The 15,046-nt window shown below is 67.5% G+C and carries 19 protein-coding genes and 1 pseudogene; 10 read left to right on the top strand and 10 right to left on the bottom strand.

From position 1 onward, the window contains the following. Nucleotides 1-196 precede the first annotated feature (196 nt). Nucleotides 197-769 carry an Ax21 family protein gene (locus C1932_RS00815; RefSeq protein ID WP_199911434.1) on the bottom strand — a complete coding sequence of 191 codons (573 nt, stop codon included), beginning with the start codon at nt 767-769 and terminating at the stop codon, nt 197-199. Between the two features lie 259 nt (nt 770-1,028). Between C1932_RS00815 and C1932_RS20095 the strand changes: the two are divergent. The 4 genes and pseudogenes from C1932_RS20095 to C1932_RS00795 form a co-directional block, all read left to right on the top strand. Beyond that, nucleotides 1,029-1,268: pseudogene (locus tag C1932_RS20095) on the top strand (helix-turn-helix transcriptional regulator); the annotation flags it as partial. A 115-nt stretch (nt 1,269-1,383) separates the two neighbouring features. Continuing rightward, on the top strand, nt 1,384-1,818 hold the full coding sequence (locus C1932_RS19910) for a hypothetical protein (protein ID WP_199912043.1): 435 nt from the start codon (nt 1,384-1,386) through the stop codon (nt 1,816-1,818). 82 nt (nt 1,819-1,900) lie between these two features. Beyond that, nucleotides 1,901-2,281, top strand: coding sequence for a hypothetical protein (locus C1932_RS00800; RefSeq protein WP_234412236.1), 381 nt, complete (start codon nt 1,901-1,903; stop codon nt 2,279-2,281). Nucleotides 2,282-2,347: 66 nt separating this feature from the next. Beyond that, nucleotides 2,348-2,662: a hypothetical protein gene (locus C1932_RS00795; RefSeq protein WP_108760893.1), complete on the top strand. Its 315-nt coding sequence runs from the start codon at nt 2,348-2,350 to the stop codon at nt 2,660-2,662. 29 nt (nt 2,663-2,691) lie between these two features. Here the strand turns inward: C1932_RS00795 and C1932_RS00790 are convergent, their stop codons facing one another. After that, nucleotides 2,692-3,066 (bottom strand): hypothetical protein, encoded by a 375-nt coding sequence (locus C1932_RS00790; protein ID WP_108760892.1) that lies wholly within the window; start codon nt 3,064-3,066, stop codon nt 2,692-2,694. A 506-nt stretch (nt 3,067-3,572) separates the two neighbouring features. Between C1932_RS00790 and C1932_RS00785 the strand changes: the two genes are divergently transcribed. Beyond that, nucleotides 3,573-3,947 carry a hypothetical protein gene (locus C1932_RS00785; protein ID WP_108760891.1) on the top strand — a complete coding sequence of 125 codons (375 nt, stop codon included), beginning with the start codon at nt 3,573-3,575 and terminating at the stop codon, nt 3,945-3,947. Nucleotides 3,948-3,961: 14 nt separating this feature from the next. On the opposite strand, the gene C1932_RS00780 is transcribed toward C1932_RS00785, so the two are convergent. The 6 genes from C1932_RS00780 to C1932_RS00755 form a co-directional block, all read right to left on the bottom strand. Next, on the bottom strand, nt 3,962-4,525 hold the full coding sequence (locus C1932_RS00780; protein ID WP_234412234.1) for an Ivy family c-type lysozyme inhibitor: 564 nt from the start codon (nt 4,523-4,525) through the stop codon (nt 3,962-3,964). A 545-nt stretch (nt 4,526-5,070) separates the two neighbouring features. After that, nucleotides 5,071-6,096: an NAD(P)H-dependent glycerol-3-phosphate dehydrogenase gene (locus tag C1932_RS00775; RefSeq protein ID WP_108748051.1), complete on the bottom strand. Its 1,026-nt coding sequence runs from the start codon at nt 6,094-6,096 to the stop codon at nt 5,071-5,073. 20 nt (nt 6,097-6,116) lie between these two features. Continuing rightward, the gene (secB, locus tag C1932_RS00770) at nt 6,117-6,635 is read right to left on the bottom strand and encodes a protein-export chaperone SecB (protein WP_004153553.1); all 519 of its coding nucleotides are present in this window, start codon (nt 6,633-6,635) and stop codon (nt 6,117-6,119) included. A gap of 100 nt (nt 6,636-6,735) precedes the next feature. Then, nucleotides 6,736-7,173 (bottom strand): rhodanese-like domain-containing protein, encoded by a 438-nt coding sequence (locus C1932_RS00765; protein WP_108748050.1) that lies wholly within the window; start codon nt 7,171-7,173, stop codon nt 6,736-6,738. A gap of 56 nt (nt 7,174-7,229) precedes the next feature. Then, nucleotides 7,230-7,661 (bottom strand): hypothetical protein, encoded by a 432-nt coding sequence (locus C1932_RS00760; RefSeq protein ID WP_108751794.1) that lies wholly within the window; start codon nt 7,659-7,661, stop codon nt 7,230-7,232. A 33-nt stretch (nt 7,662-7,694) separates the two neighbouring features. Further along, nucleotides 7,695-8,162, bottom strand: coding sequence for a YiiD C-terminal domain-containing protein (locus C1932_RS00755; protein WP_108760889.1), 468 nt, complete (start codon nt 8,160-8,162; stop codon nt 7,695-7,697). Nucleotides 8,163-8,197: 35 nt separating this feature from the next. Between C1932_RS00755 and C1932_RS00750 the strand changes: the two genes are divergently transcribed. From C1932_RS00750 to C1932_RS00740, 3 genes are all read left to right on the top strand, one after another. After that, nucleotides 8,198-8,986, top strand: a complete 789-nt coding sequence (locus C1932_RS00750; RefSeq protein ID WP_108760888.1) for a uroporphyrinogen-III synthase — start codon at nt 8,198-8,200, stop codon at nt 8,984-8,986. Between the two features lie 103 nt (nt 8,987-9,089). Next, complete coding sequence (locus C1932_RS00745) at nt 9,090-10,070, top strand: uroporphyrinogen-III C-methyltransferase (protein WP_108760887.1); 981 nt, start codon at nt 9,090-9,092, stop codon at nt 10,068-10,070. A 6-nt stretch (nt 10,071-10,076) separates the two neighbouring features. After that, nucleotides 10,077-11,378, top strand: a complete 1,302-nt coding sequence (locus C1932_RS00740) for a heme biosynthesis HemY N-terminal domain-containing protein (protein WP_108760886.1) — start codon at nt 10,077-10,079, stop codon at nt 11,376-11,378. Between the two features lie 69 nt (nt 11,379-11,447). Here the strand turns inward: C1932_RS00740 and C1932_RS00735 are convergent, their stop codons facing one another. Next, the gene (locus C1932_RS00735; protein ID WP_108748044.1) at nt 11,448-12,743 is read right to left on the bottom strand and encodes an acetyl-CoA C-acetyltransferase; all 1,296 of its coding nucleotides are present in this window, start codon (nt 12,741-12,743) and stop codon (nt 11,448-11,450) included. 93 nt (nt 12,744-12,836) lie between these two features. On the opposite strand from C1932_RS00735, the gene C1932_RS00730 reads away from it, so the two are divergent. Together C1932_RS00730 and C1932_RS00725 are read left to right on the top strand one after the other, a co-directional pair. Then, nucleotides 12,837-13,724 carry a hypothetical protein gene (locus tag C1932_RS00730; protein WP_108760885.1) on the top strand — a complete coding sequence of 296 codons (888 nt, stop codon included), beginning with the start codon at nt 12,837-12,839 and terminating at the stop codon, nt 13,722-13,724. A gap of 144 nt (nt 13,725-13,868) precedes the next feature. Further along, nucleotides 13,869-14,309: a hypothetical protein gene (locus tag C1932_RS00725; RefSeq protein ID WP_159094471.1), complete on the top strand. Its 441-nt coding sequence runs from the start codon at nt 13,869-13,871 to the stop codon at nt 14,307-14,309. Nucleotides 14,310-14,390: 81 nt separating this feature from the next. Here the strand turns inward: C1932_RS00725 and C1932_RS00720 are convergent, their stop codons facing one another. Then, nucleotides 14,391-15,026: a superoxide dismutase family protein gene (locus C1932_RS00720; protein WP_108760883.1), complete on the bottom strand. Its 636-nt coding sequence runs from the start codon at nt 15,024-15,026 to the stop codon at nt 14,391-14,393. Between the last annotated feature and the right edge of the window lie 20 nt (nt 15,027-15,046).

The raw sequence follows: 15,046 nt of genomic DNA, 5'->3' as shown, positions 1-15,046 counted from the left end.
TGCGTGGCTGAGGAGAGCATCCACGCATGGCGTGGATCTACTGCAAAGCATCCACGCATGGCGTGGATCTACCGTTGGGCGACGCGGCGCGTCCAGGCAAAAAAGAAGCCCGGCACAAGGCCGGGCTTCGGATGGCATGCGGGAGAGAGAGAGAGAGTCACATGCCACTTACACGCACTAACGACAGAGCGATGTCTTACCAGCTGAAGCGCGGACCCACGAACCACTCGCGGTCGCCCGCCTTGGCCAGCTTCACTTCGCCGCTCAGGCCCCAGTTCTGGTTGAACTTGGCGGTGGCGCCGACGCGGCCGTAGAACTCGCCTTCCGGATTGATGCCGTGCTTCTTGCTGTAATCCTCGTAACCGGCCAGCGCATAGCCTTCCAGGTACGGGTTGAACGCGGTACGCAGACCCACTTCGGTGGAGTAGCCGTTGAAGTCCAGGCCGTGCTTCAGGTCGAACTTCTGGTACGCAACACGAGCCACCAGGTCGGTGTTCGGTGCGATGCCATAGTTGTAGCCGGCACCGATGCGCCACTGGGCGACATCGTTCTTGAAGGTGTCGGTTTCCTGCTTGCTGTAGTCACCGAAGACCGAGAAGTTCGGGTGCACTGCAACCGAGCCCTTCACGCCCCAGCCATCGGCGTCGCCGCCCTTGGCATCGGTGTTTACGTAACCGCCTTCAACATAGTTGTACGACAGGCCATCGGCAGCCGATGCAGCGAACGGAAGGGCAGCCAGCAGACCCAGGGCAAGCAGCGAATTCTTGATCATCGGGACACACCTTTAATTATTTTTGGTTTCGCCGGCCGCCTCCCGGGAGAGGGAGAGAGGAGGCGGTCGACAGGTGTGAATTATCCGTTTGCTGGTGAAATCGACCCTGAATATTGAACTGACCAGTACATGAATGAGGTTCCCGTTCAGGGAACTTGTGGCGGTTTGGTCGGCCTCGCACGAACTACCTAAAAATCCTCATGAACTTGCGGATTCCATGCAATCCGCAGCGATTTAACGTTAAATCCTCATCAGAGTGAGGATTGCGTGCCGCAGCCAGACTCGACCTTCGAAGACAGAACTGCATGATCGTAAGGACCAAGCGTTGAAGATTCGATTGGAAAACGCCGCTGACCTCGGCCCGTTGGTCAAGGCGGTGCGCGAGCACCAAGGGCTACGCCAAGATGCCACTGCGGAAGGAATCGGGGTGAGCGAGAATTTCCTGAGCAAGATCGAGCGCGGCGGTACCACCGTGCAGTGGGGCAAGCTGTTTACCGTGCTGGATGAGCTGGGCTTGCATGTGGAGATCGACGTGCCGGACGCGGCGCTGTCGCCCGCGGGCAAGCGTCACCAACCGGCAGGACGCACCCGCGACACCGCGGCAACGAGTGATGCACGCAGTGCTCTACGCCGCTTTCCAGGCGCTTGCCCTGTGGCTTCTCTGGACCGGGCAGAAATCAAACGCGAAGGCGCAATGGCGCAAGGTCGGTGTGCTGTTGCTGCTGGTCTTTGCGGGGACCGTGGGCATCAGCGTTCTGCTCAAGTGGATGGCCCAATCGCTGGCGTTGTTCACTGTCGCCACGGCCAAGCAGTACGCCATTGAGGTCTCGATATCGCTGCTGTGTCTATGGGGAATGGCGGTGTTGATCGCGTTGATCAACGTCATCGGTACTTCCATCAAGCGCTTTCATGAAACCTGCAACGCCGACAACTGGAAGAAGGTGGCGCCTGCGGTAGGCGGTGCACAGCCCGGCGTGATGATCGTCGCCCGCTGTCTGCTGTCCTTCGCCAGCGCCCTGATGCTTTCAGGGCTTTGGCTAAGATAGGAACGTTGTCCCCGCTGGCGGCCGACCGGCTTGCCCGGCTGAACCACACGGCTGATCCCCCACGCGCGTACAAGGACGACCCGTGCATCCCCTGTTGCAGTTCCTGCTGAGCGCACTGGCCGGGGTGGTGTTCCTTCACTACCTGGTGGGGCGGGACTACTGGCGTGGCTTTGGCTGGTTGATCGGCCGCTGGGATCCCAACCTGGGCCACGCCAGCGAAGATGCACTGATCACCTCATCCCACCGCATGATGGCGCTGATGGCGGCATTGCTGCTGGGCTGGGCCATCGCCGGGCCTTCCCCGTACCGTGACAACTGGGAAATGGAAGTGATGGGCCTGGCTGCCGGCATGCTGGCGACCTATGTGGTGATCATTGCCAGGGTGTCGGTGCGCGCGGCAGGTTCACGGCGCCAGGCCGCGCGGGGTTCAGTTCAACCCTCGCCTTCCAGCTGTTTCAGATAGCGGTCGGCCCATGCCAAAGGTCAGGCCGGTTAGGCTTGTCGCCCATGCAGACGGAACCGCAGCATCATGCAGATCAAGCCCCTACGCAGCCCCATGGACGTCGTGCGCGACTGGGCAGAGGAACTGTCGATGAAACGCGGGCGTTCAGCGCAGGAGCTGCGCGAGAGCGGTCTGGGCGCGCGTGATTTCAGCCATGCGCGCCGTGTTGAACTGCGAAGTCGCAGTGGCTTCTTCATGGCCGTGCCGCTGTCCTTCTGCGTGATCGAGGAAACGAAGGGCGTGGCCGTCTTCAGCGAACACGATGGCTATCTGGAATTCCGCCTGGACGAGGACGACGAGGTGACCGAGATTGTCGAAGACCGCTACGTGCACGCAGGCTGAGTGCGGCCCAGCCATTCGAACAGCGCCGCTTACAGCCGACCCAACGCGCGGTAGCGGGCTGTTCCCTGCGTAACCAGCTGTGCCAGTTCGTCCATCAGCACCGGATCCCATGTGTCGAAGTCGAAGTTGAAGCAGGACTTGCCCTGCATGCGCTTCTTCAACGCCGGGCTGATGTCGGCCAGCAGCTCGGGAAATTCATAGACCGGCATGAAGTGGAAGGCGTGCTTGCGCCCGGACACTTTCACCGCACCGAAGAACTGCGGCTTGCCCTTGGCATCGGGGTGCGGACCGTTGGCGTAGAAGTGTTCGGGGCTGTCGTGCACCACCTGCAGAGAACCGGCGGCGTCGCGCAGCAGGCCGCGCAGTGCGGCGAACAGGTCGACAGGCGTTGTGGCATCCGTCATGGGTCGAGCCCCTATCGGAACAACGTGGAGGAACGGTGCGGCGGTTGGCGCCCAGCGTAGCACTGCAGAGCTGTCGCAACTGGCACTGGATGGTGCGCAGCACGGGGGCGTGATCAAGACCGTTGTCGCATATCGGCACTGGGCGGCGTTCGCCTGCGTCACTTGTTGCCGCAGGGGTTTGGGCGGCATGGAAGACTACGCAGGCGCGTCGCACCGTGGTGCGATTGCAACTTGTCTGATGGGCGCAGCGCGGCTGCGCGGGTAGACAAGGTGGGCCACCAGCGCACCGGTGGCCGGGCCTCGAAAACCCGTGCTTCTGCTTGATTACGCTTGCCAGCCGGCGTCGCCTAACGTGGCGCCGGCTGGCAATCCGTCTGCCGGCCATGGCGGGCGGAGCGTGGAGGCCTTGTGCCTGCCGGTATAGCAGAAGCCCCGGTTTTCGAGCCACGTCTCCGCCCGCCACCTTTGTGTGGCGGCCACCGTTCGTCCCGCACGGAGCCCCAGCCATGACCACCCCGGAATTCCCCCGCCTGCACCCGCACCGCGCTGCCGCCAGCGCCGACCAACCGGCCACCGCCGACACCGCTGAACTGCCCAGCGCCTTCGTTGCCGCGCTGCGCCGCATCGGCCAGGGCGCGGCCGCCGATGGCCAGCCCTGGCCCGAACGCCAGTTGATGCCCGGCCGGCAGCAGGCACTGGCCGACGCCGAATGCGCGTTGTCCGGCCTGCGTGTGGGCCTGGAAATGCTGTTGGCCGCCGAGCGTATCCGCCAGAACGGCCCGCCCAGCGATCACCCCGGCGACCGCGTGGTGGAAGGACTGATGATGGCCTGCCTGGCGATGACCGCGCAGATCAGCACGCGCCTGCGCCCGGACGCATAGACCGGGCCACCCGCTTACCGGCAGTCCTCGTCCTCGCCGGCCAGGGTTGCCGGGTCCAGCGGCCGCAGGTGGGCGATGCGCTGGCGCTGTTCGTCGTTGGGCGCGCCCAGCCAGCGCACCTTGCAGCGCGCGGCCAGCCGGCCCACCATGCGCCCCTGCTCGGGCGAGTACAGCACCGCCAGCGCGGTACCGGGGCACTGGTGGGCCTGGCAGGCGGTGTAGAACCACCAGGCGCCGTCCTGCAGCTGCACCGGCTGACCCGGTGCGCTGGGCCCACTGAGCAGGCGTTCGCGCAGCGGCGCGATGCCGGGCTCGCTGGATTCGGCATCGGCGGTCTCCTGCATGAGCGCGTCGAACGCCGCCAGCAGCCGGGCGTCCTTGCGCCCGCAGTCGTCCACCGTGTTGCCGCCCACCAGGGTGAAGAAGTAGGTGGCCAGCGGGTTGTCCTGGCAGCTCAGTTCGCCGCCGTGGGTTTCGCCTTCGGGCTCGCCTTCGTTGTCCCACACCGACGGATCCACGCCGTCTTCAATGGACGGTTCGGGCTCGGATGCGGGTGCGGGTGCGGGTTCGGGTGCCATCGGCGTGGGTGCAGGCGCAGACTCTGCCTGCGGTGCCGGTGCAGGCGCCGGCGAACACGCGGCCAACAGCGCGATGAGCCATGAGATGGCGAGATTCCTGGACTTCATTCCCTGTCCGTGTCGTGATGTAAAGCCGCGATTGTAGATCCACGCCATGCGTGGATGGGCCGCGCGCGCCGATGCGCTGTGCCAAGCAAGCTTGGCACCTACCAGGAGCGGGTTCCCGCTCGTTGTAGATCCACGCCATGCGTGGATGGGCCGCGCGCGCCGATGCGCTGTGCCAAGCAAGCTTGGCACCTACCAGGAGCGGGTTCCCGCACGTTGTAGATCCACGCCATGCGTGGATGGGCCGCGCACGGTGATGCACTGTGCCAAGCAAGCTTGGCACCTACCAGGAGCGGGTTCCCGCACGTTGTAGATCCACGCCATGCGTGGATGGGCCGCGCGCGGTGATGCGCTGTGCCAAGCAAGCTTGGCACCTACCAGGAGCGGGTTCGCGCGCGCGACCCAAAAAAAACCCCGGCGCTGGGCCGGGGTTCTTCAGATCACTTGAACAGGGTATCCGGGTATTCCGGTTTCTGTTCCCGCGCCAGCAACGCGCGCAGGCCTTCTTCAGGCGTCTGCTCGCCGTGCAGCACGGCACGCACGCGGTCGGAAATGGGCAGGTCGATGCCATGACGGCGCGCCTGTCGCATCACTTCGTCGGCGGTCTGCACCGATTCAACCACCTGGCCGATTTCGCGCACGGCATCCTGCAGCGTCTGCCCACGGCCCAGGGCCAGGCCCAGGCGGCGGTTGCGCGACAGATCACCCGTGCAGGTCAGCACCAGATCACCCAGACCGGCCAGACCCATCAGGGTTTCCGGCTTGGCACCGATGGCCGCGGCCAGCCGCAGCATTTCGTTCAGGCCGCGGGTGATCAGGCCAGCACGGGCATTCAGGCCCAGCTGCATGCCATCGGCCACGCCGGTGGCCACGGCCAGCACGTTCTTCATGGCGCCACCCAGTTCGGCACCCACCATGTCATCGCCGGTGTAGGCGCGGAACGCCGGGCCATGCATGGCTTCGGCCACCGTCTGCGCGAACTCGGGCACGTCGCCGTGCACGGTGATCGCCGTCGGCAGGCCCTGGGTCACTTCCTTGGCGAACGACGGCCCGGTGACCACGGCCAGCGGCACGTCGTCACCCAGGATCTCACGCGCTACTTCGTGCAGGAAGCGGCCCGAACCCGGTTCGAAGCCCTTGGTGGCCCAGGCCACGCCGGCACCGGCCGGTCGCAGCGGCGCCAGCGCGCGCACGGTTTCATTGAACGCGTGCGACGGGGTCACCACCAGGATCCAGGCGGCATCCTGCAGGGCGGCCGCCATGTCGGTGGTCGCGCGCAGGCTGTCCGGCAGCGGGATGCCCGGCAGGTAGCGGGGGTTTTCATGGCGCTGGTCGATGGCTTCGACCACGGCGGCATCGCGCCCCCACAGCACGGTCGGGTGACCGTGCCGGGCGAGCAGCGTGGCCAGCGCGGTTCCCCAGGAACCGGCGCCAAGCACGGCGACTTTGTCAGCGGTATCGCTCATCCGTGACGTCGTAGCCAAGCTCAGGCGTTGCCGGCCGGCTCGGAATCAGCCAGCGACGGCGCGTCGCCCTGTTCCTGGCGCTGGCGCAGGGTTTCGGCGTACAGGCCTTCGAAGTTGATCGGCTGCAGGAAGAACGGCGGGAAGCCGCCGGCCTGGATCAGGTCGCTGACCAGCTGGCGCACGTACGGGAACAGGATGTTCGGGCACTGGGTGCCCAGCAGCACGTCGATCGACTGCGGGTCCAGGCCGACCAGGCCGAACACGCCGGCCTGCTTCACTTCGGCCACGTAGGCGGTGCGCTCACCGGCCTGGCAGGTCAGGGTCACGGCCAGCACGACTTCGAAGGCGTTTTCGCCCAGACGCTGCACCTGCTGGTTCAGGTTCAGCTGCAGCTCCGGCTGCACCTGGTCATTGAAGATGGTCGGCGCGTTCGGCGACTCGAAGGAAACGTCCTTGACGTAGATCTTCTCGACGGTGAAAGCGGGGCCGGTAGCGGCATCGACCGGCGCAGCGGCGCCGTTGGTGATCTCTTCGGACATTTCCTGTAACTCCAGATGAATGCAATGAAAACGTAGGTCGAACTACAGCGATGGGGGCGACAGGTGGCCCACACAAGGCCAATGCCGCCACCACGTTCGATCAGTTGCGACCCTTGACCAGCGGCAGTTCGGCCTGCTGCCAGGCGGGAATGCCGCCGTCGAGCACGAACACTTTTTCGAAACCGGCCTTCTTCAGCGCCTTGGCGGCGGTTTCCGAAGCGTTGCCGCTGCGGCACACCAGCACCACCGGGCTCTGCTTGGCGTTGGCCACCAGCTTGTGCTCCGGACCGAACGCGCTGGCCTGGGCCTGGCGGCTGCCGGCGATGTGGCCCTTTTCGAAGTCGCCACTGGCCGACAGGTCGACCACCACGGCACCGCCGGCATTCATCAGCTGGGTCAGTTCAGCCGGCTTGATGCCCTTGAAGCCCCGGAACAGGCGGCGGACCTCGGTGACGATGATCGCCACGGTCAGGCCCACCAGGGCTGCGGACAGCATCGGGTTTCGGCCGGCAAAGGCCAGCAGCTCTTCGTAATTCACTCAGATCACGGGTCTATAAGCGGGGGCCGATTGTCGCACAAGCCGCACGCTGGCCGTCACTGCCCCTGCCAGAGGTCCGGCAGGCCGGCCGCCTGCCACCAGCGCTTGGCTTCCGGGTCCCAGCGCCAGCGCTCGGTCACCACCACGGTGCGTTCGGCCTGGGTGTTCTGATTGATCACCCCGATTTCCACCCGGCGCTCGACCTGGCCGCCGTCCAGCGAAGCCGAGCTGCGCTCGCGGTAGGACGACACCCGCAGCTGGGCGTAGCGGTTCAGCTCGAACTGGGTGGGCGGCTTGTCCTTGCGCAGCTGCGGGTCCAGGTAGGCGATGGCGTCGTCCATCGTGCCCCAGCGGATGGTGGCCCCGTAGGCGATCTGGGTTTCTTCCAGCAGCTTGCGCTGCTTGCGGGTCAGGTCGTCGGCGGCGGCGCCGGCAACGGCGCTGACCAGCAGCAACGAACACAACAGGATCTGGATCAAGCGGCGCATCGGTGGGTTCCCCAAGGACGTCAGCCTGACATCCTACCCTTTGGCGAAGGCAACGAAGCGACCACTGAATTCAGCCGCCGGCCGGCCATCGGCGCCGGGCTGGGTGGCGACGATGCTGATGCGTGCCTTGCCGCGCTGGCGGAAGGTGGACAGGAAGGTGTCCCAGGCACTGCTTTCGGCGGCGGCCGCATGGGCGTGCAGGTCCTCGTAGACCGGCGCCAGGTAGCGCAGGTTGCTGTCGGCCACGTAGACCTCGGCGTCGTGCCCGGCCAGGCGCAGGCGCAGGCTGACCAGGGCCCAGCCGGACAGGGTGAGCACCGAGGCCAGGCTGCCGCCGAAGGCATTGCCCTTGTCGTTGACGTTGGCCACCAGCGGCGCGGTGATGCGCAGCACGCCGTCGGCATAGCCATCCAGACGGATCTGCATGGCGCGCACGGCCGGCATGCAGTCGAGCACGTCCTGCAGGGAGGCCAGCGAGGAAGTCAGGGCATCAACGGACATCGGAGCAGCAACCACGACAACGAAGGGCCCGCATAATGACGTCAATGCCCGACCATACGATACCCACTGGCTGGACCCTGATATCCCTGCGCCCGCAGGGGCAGCATGCCGGGTTGCGCCGCGCCGCAGCCCGCTACGGCGGGACCACGCTGGCGTTTTCGCCGTGGCGGCTGCGGCGCTTGCAGGGCGCGGCGGTGGAACAACGGCTGAACCAGGCGCTGGCCTGCCCGCGGGTGGTCTTCACCAGCCCGGCGGCGGTGGCGGCGGCAGCGGCGTGGGTGGACCTGCCCGCCGCGCAGCGCGGCCCGTGGCTGACCGTGGGCGCCTGCACCGCACGTGCATTGCAGGCGCTGGGCGTGGCCGACGTGCAGGCACCGCAGCGGATGGACAGCGAAGGGCTGCTGGGCCTACCCGCCCTGGACAACGTGCAGCGGCTGCAGATCGGCCTGGTGACCGCCCCCGGCGGCCGCGGCCTGATTGCCGCCCAGTTGCAGCAGGCCGGCGCGCAGATCCTGCGTTCGGACGTGTACGAACGCGTGCCGCTGCGTCTGCCGCGCCGTGCCTTGTCGCGCCTGGCCCAGTCGGCGACACCCTGGCTGCTGGCCGTCAGCAGTGGCGAAGCGTTGCAGCGGTTCTGGCAGCAATTACCACCGCACTGGCAGCAGCAACTGCGCCAGCAGGCCACCGTGCTGGCCGCCAGCGAGCGGTTGGCCGCGCAGGCGCAGGCACTGGGCCTGCAGCGCGTGGTGCGCAGCGAAGGCCCCACTGTCGCGCAGATGACCGCTGCCGCACACACCGCACTCACCGCCCCGGCAGCGAACTGAACAGGCGCCGGGCACACGCTTGCTGCGCTGATCGCCAACGGTGATGCTGTGTGCAACGCCGCCGGCCGGGCCCACCCGGGCGCGCCGCCGACAAGGAAGCCTGATGAACGACACTACGCCCCCTGCCGCCCCCCGTTCCCCTGCCCGCTGGCTGCTGGCCAGCGCCGTGGTGGTGGGCCTGGCGGCCGCCGGCTACGGCGCCTGGTACTTCTGGCAGCACCAGCAGCGCGAACAGCAGGCGCAGGCGCAGACCGCCGCCGTGCAGTTGCAGGGCCTGGAAGCAGCGGTGGACGCCCTGCGCCGCGACCAGCGCGCCAGCAGCCAGCGCCTGCAGGATGCGGCGGCCACCAACCGCGTGCTGCGCGACGAGATGCTGGGCCTGTCCCAGCGCAGCGCGCTGCTGGAAGAAAACCTGGCCAAGCTGACCGAGAGCGCCAACCTGGGCCGCCAGGCGGTGCAGCGCGACGAGGCCGAGCTGCTGCTGACCCAGGCCGCGCAGCGCCTGGCCTTCGCCGACGATGTGGATGGCGCGCGCCGCCTGTACGGCCTGGCCGCCACCGCGCTGGCCGAACTGCCCGACAGCGATGGCCTGAACCTGCGCCAGGCGCTGGTGCAGGAACGCGAAGCCCTGGATGCACTGGGCGATGGCCCACGCGTGCTGGCCCTGCAGCGCTTGGATGCGGTCTCGCAGGCGTTGCAGCGCCTGCCTTCGCAGGTGAAGACCACAGCGCCCGTGGCGCCGGTCGCGCGGCCCTGGTGGCAGGCGGCCATCGCGGCCTTCGTGGATATCACCCCCAGCCGCCTGCAGGGGCCGCTGACTGCCGGCGAACGTGCCAGCGCCGAACAGGCACTGGAACTGGAACTGACCCTGGCCCGTGCCGCCATTGAGCGCGGTGATGGCCGCGGCCGCGATGCCGCGCTGGCACGTGTGGACCAGTGGGCGCAGCGCCGCTGGCCGGATTCACCAGCCCTGCGCGCGCAACGTGCTGAACTGCAGGCCCTGCGCCAACTGCCGCTACAGGCCGATGGCAACGTACTTGGCAGCACGCTGCGGCAGCTGCGCACCCAGACCGACCGGAGGTAAGACCGTATGAAGCCCGTGCAATCCCTGGTCGTGCTGTTGCTGGCCGTGGCCATCGGCATCGTTGCCGCGCAATGGCTGGGCGCCGAAGACCTGAACCGCTATGGCGAGGTAATCCTGCGCCACGGTGGCTACGACTACCACAGCAACCTGCCCAAGGTAGCGCTGCTGGCGGTGATCGCCGTGCTGGTGCTGTGGCTGCTGTGGAGCCTGATTGCCGCACCGTTCCGTGCCTGGGGCCGCTACCGCCGCAAGCAGGGCCGGGTGCGCCTGATCGATGGCCTGCAGGCCTATGAACACGGCCAGTGGCAGCGCGCGGAAAAGCTGCTGGACGGTGCCGCGCAGGATTCGGAAGTGACGGCGATCGCGCTGGCCAACGCGGTGCGCAGCGCGCAGGCGCGGGCCGACGGCGCCGGCGGTGAAGCGCTGCTGCAGCGGCTGGGCGAGCGCGATGCCACGCTGCACGCGCTGTTGCGCGCCGAACAGCTGCTGGCCCGCGATCTGCCGGTGGATGCGATCAATGTGCTGGACGTGGCGGCGATCCAGCCGCTGCCGCCGCGTGGCCTGTGGCTGCGCACCGAAGCGCTGGCCCGCTCTGGCCGCGCCCACGAGGCTTACGGCCAGCTGGGCGCGCTGCGCCAGAGCAAGGTGCTGCCCAGCGAGGCCGCCAGCGAACTGGAAGCCCGGCTGGCCGCGCAGGCGCTGCTGGAAGCGGCCGATGTGAACGCGCTGGCCGCGCAGTGGGAAACCACGCCCAAAGCGCTGCGGCCGACGCCCGATGTGGTGGGTGCCTATGCCACCCGCGCGGTGGCGCTGGAATGGGACGAACCCGCCCTGCTGGCGCTGGAACAGGCACTGGACCAGCGCTGGGACGACGAACTGGTGGCGCTGTACGGCCGCCTGCCGGTAGACCGACTGGCCACCCGCCAGGCCAACCTGCAGCGCTGGCGCAACGTGCATGCGGATTCGGCGGCCTTGCGCCTGGCCCAGGGCCGGGTGGCGCTGGCGAAGCAGGATTGGGCGGCGGCGGAAACCTTCCTGCACGAGGCCGTGGCCGCCGGTGCCGGTGCGCCGGCATGGGAAGCACTGGGTGAAGCCTTCGCCCAGCGTGGCGAACCTGCACTGGCCGCGCAGTGCCTGGGCAACGCCCTGCGCCTTCAGCGCGGCGAGGACAGCGTGGCGCTGGCGCGTGACGGCACCGCCGAGGCACCGCTGCGGGCCACGGTGGAAGAGCAGCCTACGGCGGTGCAGCCGCCGGTGTATGACGCGAACGAAGAACGCGACGCGTTCGGCAACCCGCGATTGCCGTGACCATCGACGCATCGCGCAACGAAAACGCCGCCCGATGGGCGGCGTTTTCAATTCCAAGGTTGGATGCGCTCAGCGTTCGACGATCGCCACCACGCCCATGCCGCCGGCGGTGCAGATCGACACCAGGGCACGGCCGCCGCCACGTTCGGCCAACTGCTTGGCGGCGGTGGCGATCACCCGGGCGCCGGTTGCGGCGAACGGGTGGCCGGTGGCCAGCGACGAACCCAGCAGGTTGATCTTGTCCGGATCGATGCGGCCCATCGGTGCATCCAGGCCCAGGCGGTTGCGGCAGTAATCCTCGCTCTCCCACGCGCGCAGGGTGCACAGCACCTGGGCGGCGAAGGCTTCATGGATTTCGTAGATGTCGAAATCCTGCAGGGTCAGGCCATTGCGCTTCAGCATTTCCGGCACGGCCACGGTCGGCGCCATCAGCAGGCCTTCGCCGTGCACGAAATCCACCGCCGATACGTGCGCATCGCGCAGGTAGGCCTGCGGCTCGTGGCCGTGCGCGCGTGCCCATTCTTCGCTGGCCAGCAGCACGGCCGCGGCGCCATCGGTGAGCGGGGTGGAATTGGCTGCGGTGAGCGTGCCACGGCCGGACACCTTGTCGAACGCCGGCTTCAGCGTGGCCAGCTTTTCCAGCGAGGTATCGGCGCGCAGGATGTTGTCGCGCTCCACGCCGCGGAACGGTGCGATCAGATCATTGAAGAAGCCGCGCTCATAGGCGGCGGCCAGCTTCTTGTGCGACGAGACGGCCCACTCGTCCTGCGAATCGCGCGAGATGTTCCATTCCTTGGCCATGTCCTCGCAGTGGTCGCCCATGCTCTTGCCGGTGCGCGGCTCGGCCACACCGGGGAACTCGGGCTTCAGTTCAGAGAACTTGAACCCCGAGGTGAGGGCACGGATCTTGTCGCCGGTGGTCTTGGCCCGGTTGGCGGCCAGCAGGCGCGCGCGCAGCTTCTTGCCGTAGACGATCGGCACGTCGGAGGTGGTATCGGAACCGCCACCGATGCCCGATTCGATCTGCCCCAGGGCGATCTTGTTGGCCACGGTGATGATGCTGTCCAGCGAGGTGCCGCAGGCGCGCTGCAGGGTGATGCCCGGGGTCAAAGGCGACAGGCCCGAGGACAGGGTGGCCTCGCGGCCCAGGTTCCAGTCGCTGGAATGCTTGATGACCGCACCCATGGCCACTTCACCCAGTTGCTGGCCATGCAGGCCGAACCGTTCGACCAGCGCGCCCAGCGTACGTACCGACATGCCAAGGTTGCCGACATCCGAATACGCGGTGTTCTGGCGGCAGAACGGAATGCGGACGCCACCGAGGATGGCGACGGGACGAGCGTTGGGCATGGAGATACCTGGCATGGATGAGGGTGTCTGCAACATGGCCTGCACGACAGAGCAGGCATAATGGGGCCAAGTGTAGCTGCCGCCCTGTGATGGGCCAACCGTGGAACCATGAGCAAAACCGACCCCGCGATGAACGCCCTTGGCGTGCTGGCCCTGGAACTGGCCGGCGGAGAAATTCCTGGCCAGGCGGTCCTCAGCGCCGAACAGGCCGGCGAACTGGCCGAACGTGTCGGCCGCGATCTTTCCAAGCTGGTGCCGCAGGTGGCCGAGCTGGACCTGGTCTTCGCCGCCGCCCATTTCGACCCGGCCGAAGTACTGCGCCCGGGCTGGCCGATCCACCGCCGCCTGGAAGAACTGCAGATGCGTGCGCCCGGCAGCAACCAGGGCCCGCGTCTGCTGGCCTTCGGTGCCGATGCGCAGGGTGATGTGCCGCTGCCGTTCCAGGCCGATGCCACCCTGGTGGGCGGTGGCCTGCGCGTGGTGCCGTTCCTGCTGACCGGCACCGATGCGGCCACCATTGCCGCGGTGGCCAATGCGCTGGAAGAAACGCTGCTGGCCAACGGCATGGCCCATGCCGATACCGCGCTGATGGCGCAGAAGGGCTTCGGCGCCCGGGTCGAGCATGCGCGCTATTTCACGGTGAATGACCTGGCCGCGATGATGTCGATGCAGTACGACAACCAGGGCCTGGCCGCACTGTGGCCGCTGATCGAGACGGCGATCCTGGCCCCGGCCGAGGAAGAGTGGCTGGACGCGGCGCCGGAACCGCTGCTGCGCTATGTGCAGGGCGAGGCGCGCATGGCGCTGTTCGACCCGGCCGGCTGGTGCGCGTACTACAACCATGGCAAGGGCGATTGTGATCGCCTGCAGGGCATCTACGAACAGTTCCTGATGCGCCAGCGGCAGATGGCCGCGGTGCTGGAGGCACACGGCGTGCCGGTGCTGTTCGTGCACTGCGAAGCCGGCCAGGACGCGCGCGCGCTGCTGGCGCGCTGATCTTCGGGGATACCTTCCGCCGGGCATGGCCCGGCGCTACCGTGCCCGGGCGCGTCTGCGCGAAGGGCCAGTCGAGCAAGCTCGACTCTACGGAAGCGGCGTTCCGCCGGGCATGGCCCGGCGCCACATACAGGAGTTCCTGCGATGACCGTTTCTGCTTGCCGACGTGCCGTCTGCCTGCTCGGGCTGGCGCTGAGCGGGTTGGCCCAGGCCAGCGCCCCGGTGCGCACAGGTGATGACAATCTGCCGCTGGAGTACACCAGCGTGGCAGCGTTCGCTGAGAAGCTGCCGCAGCGCAAGGACATCGAGCGACTGCAGGCGCAGACGCCGGCCGGCATGGTCGTGCTGCAGACGAGCAAGGAAACGGTGGAGAACGACCCCGACTACACCGCCACCACCTGGGTGTTGTTCACCGCGCCACATCCATTGGCGCCCTCGGTGGTGCGCATGCGCACGGCGATCGGCTGGGATCGCGAACATCCGTTTCGTCGCACCCGCAAGATGGCCACCCTCTGCGAGGGCAGCACGGCCGCCTGCGATGCAGTGGCGGTGCAGGCCAGGAAGTTGGCCGCGGCGCCGTTGTAAGGCGACCGGATTCAATCCGCCGGGCATGGCCCGGCGCCACCGCAATGAAAAACGCCGGCTTGCGCCGGCGTTTCTGCTTTCTTACGGGGCCTTCTGGATGACCGCGCATGCCAGGCGCGCGCCGGCGTTGCCGGTCGGCTGGGTCTTATAGTCGTCGGCGTCGGCGTGGACGATCAGGCCGCGGCCGATGATGTCGAAGTCATCACCCTTGCCGATGTTGACGTTGCTGGACACCGGGCCATCGATGGTGGCCACGCCCTTGTCGTCGGCCTTGATGTTGGGCATGTCGCCGCCGTGGTGCGGGGCGGCTGCCACACTGCCGTGGTCCTGCTTGCCCGGGTTGAAGTGGCCGCCGGCGCTCATGCCGTCCGGCGCGCTGCAGTCACCCTTTTCATGGATGTGGAAGCCGTGCTCGCTGCCCGGCTTCAGGCCACTGATCTGGCCGCTGACATGCACCTTGCCGTCGACCACCTTGAAGGTGACGCTGCCCTTGGTTTCATTGCCCTGGGTCGGTGCCAGTTCGGCGCTGGCCGTAGCATCGGTGGCGGCGGCAGCAGCCGCGTCGGCAGCCGGGGCACTGGCCGGATCGGCCGGTGCTGCCGAACCTTCGGCCGGGGTGGTGGCCGGTGCTTCGGCTTCCGGCGTGGCCGGCTGGCTGCAGGCCGCCAGGCCCAGGGCGGCGATGGCCGCGAACAGCGAAGTGTGGATCAGACGCATGTGAATCTCCTTGGTGAGGG

The organism is Stenotrophomonas sp. YAU14D1_LEIMI4_1, from assembly GCF_003086815.1.
Taxonomy (GTDB): Bacteria; Pseudomonadota; Gammaproteobacteria; order Xanthomonadales; family Xanthomonadaceae; genus Stenotrophomonas.
Note: the sequence above shows the minus strand (reverse complement) of the source record. Positions and strands in the feature narration are given on the sequence as shown.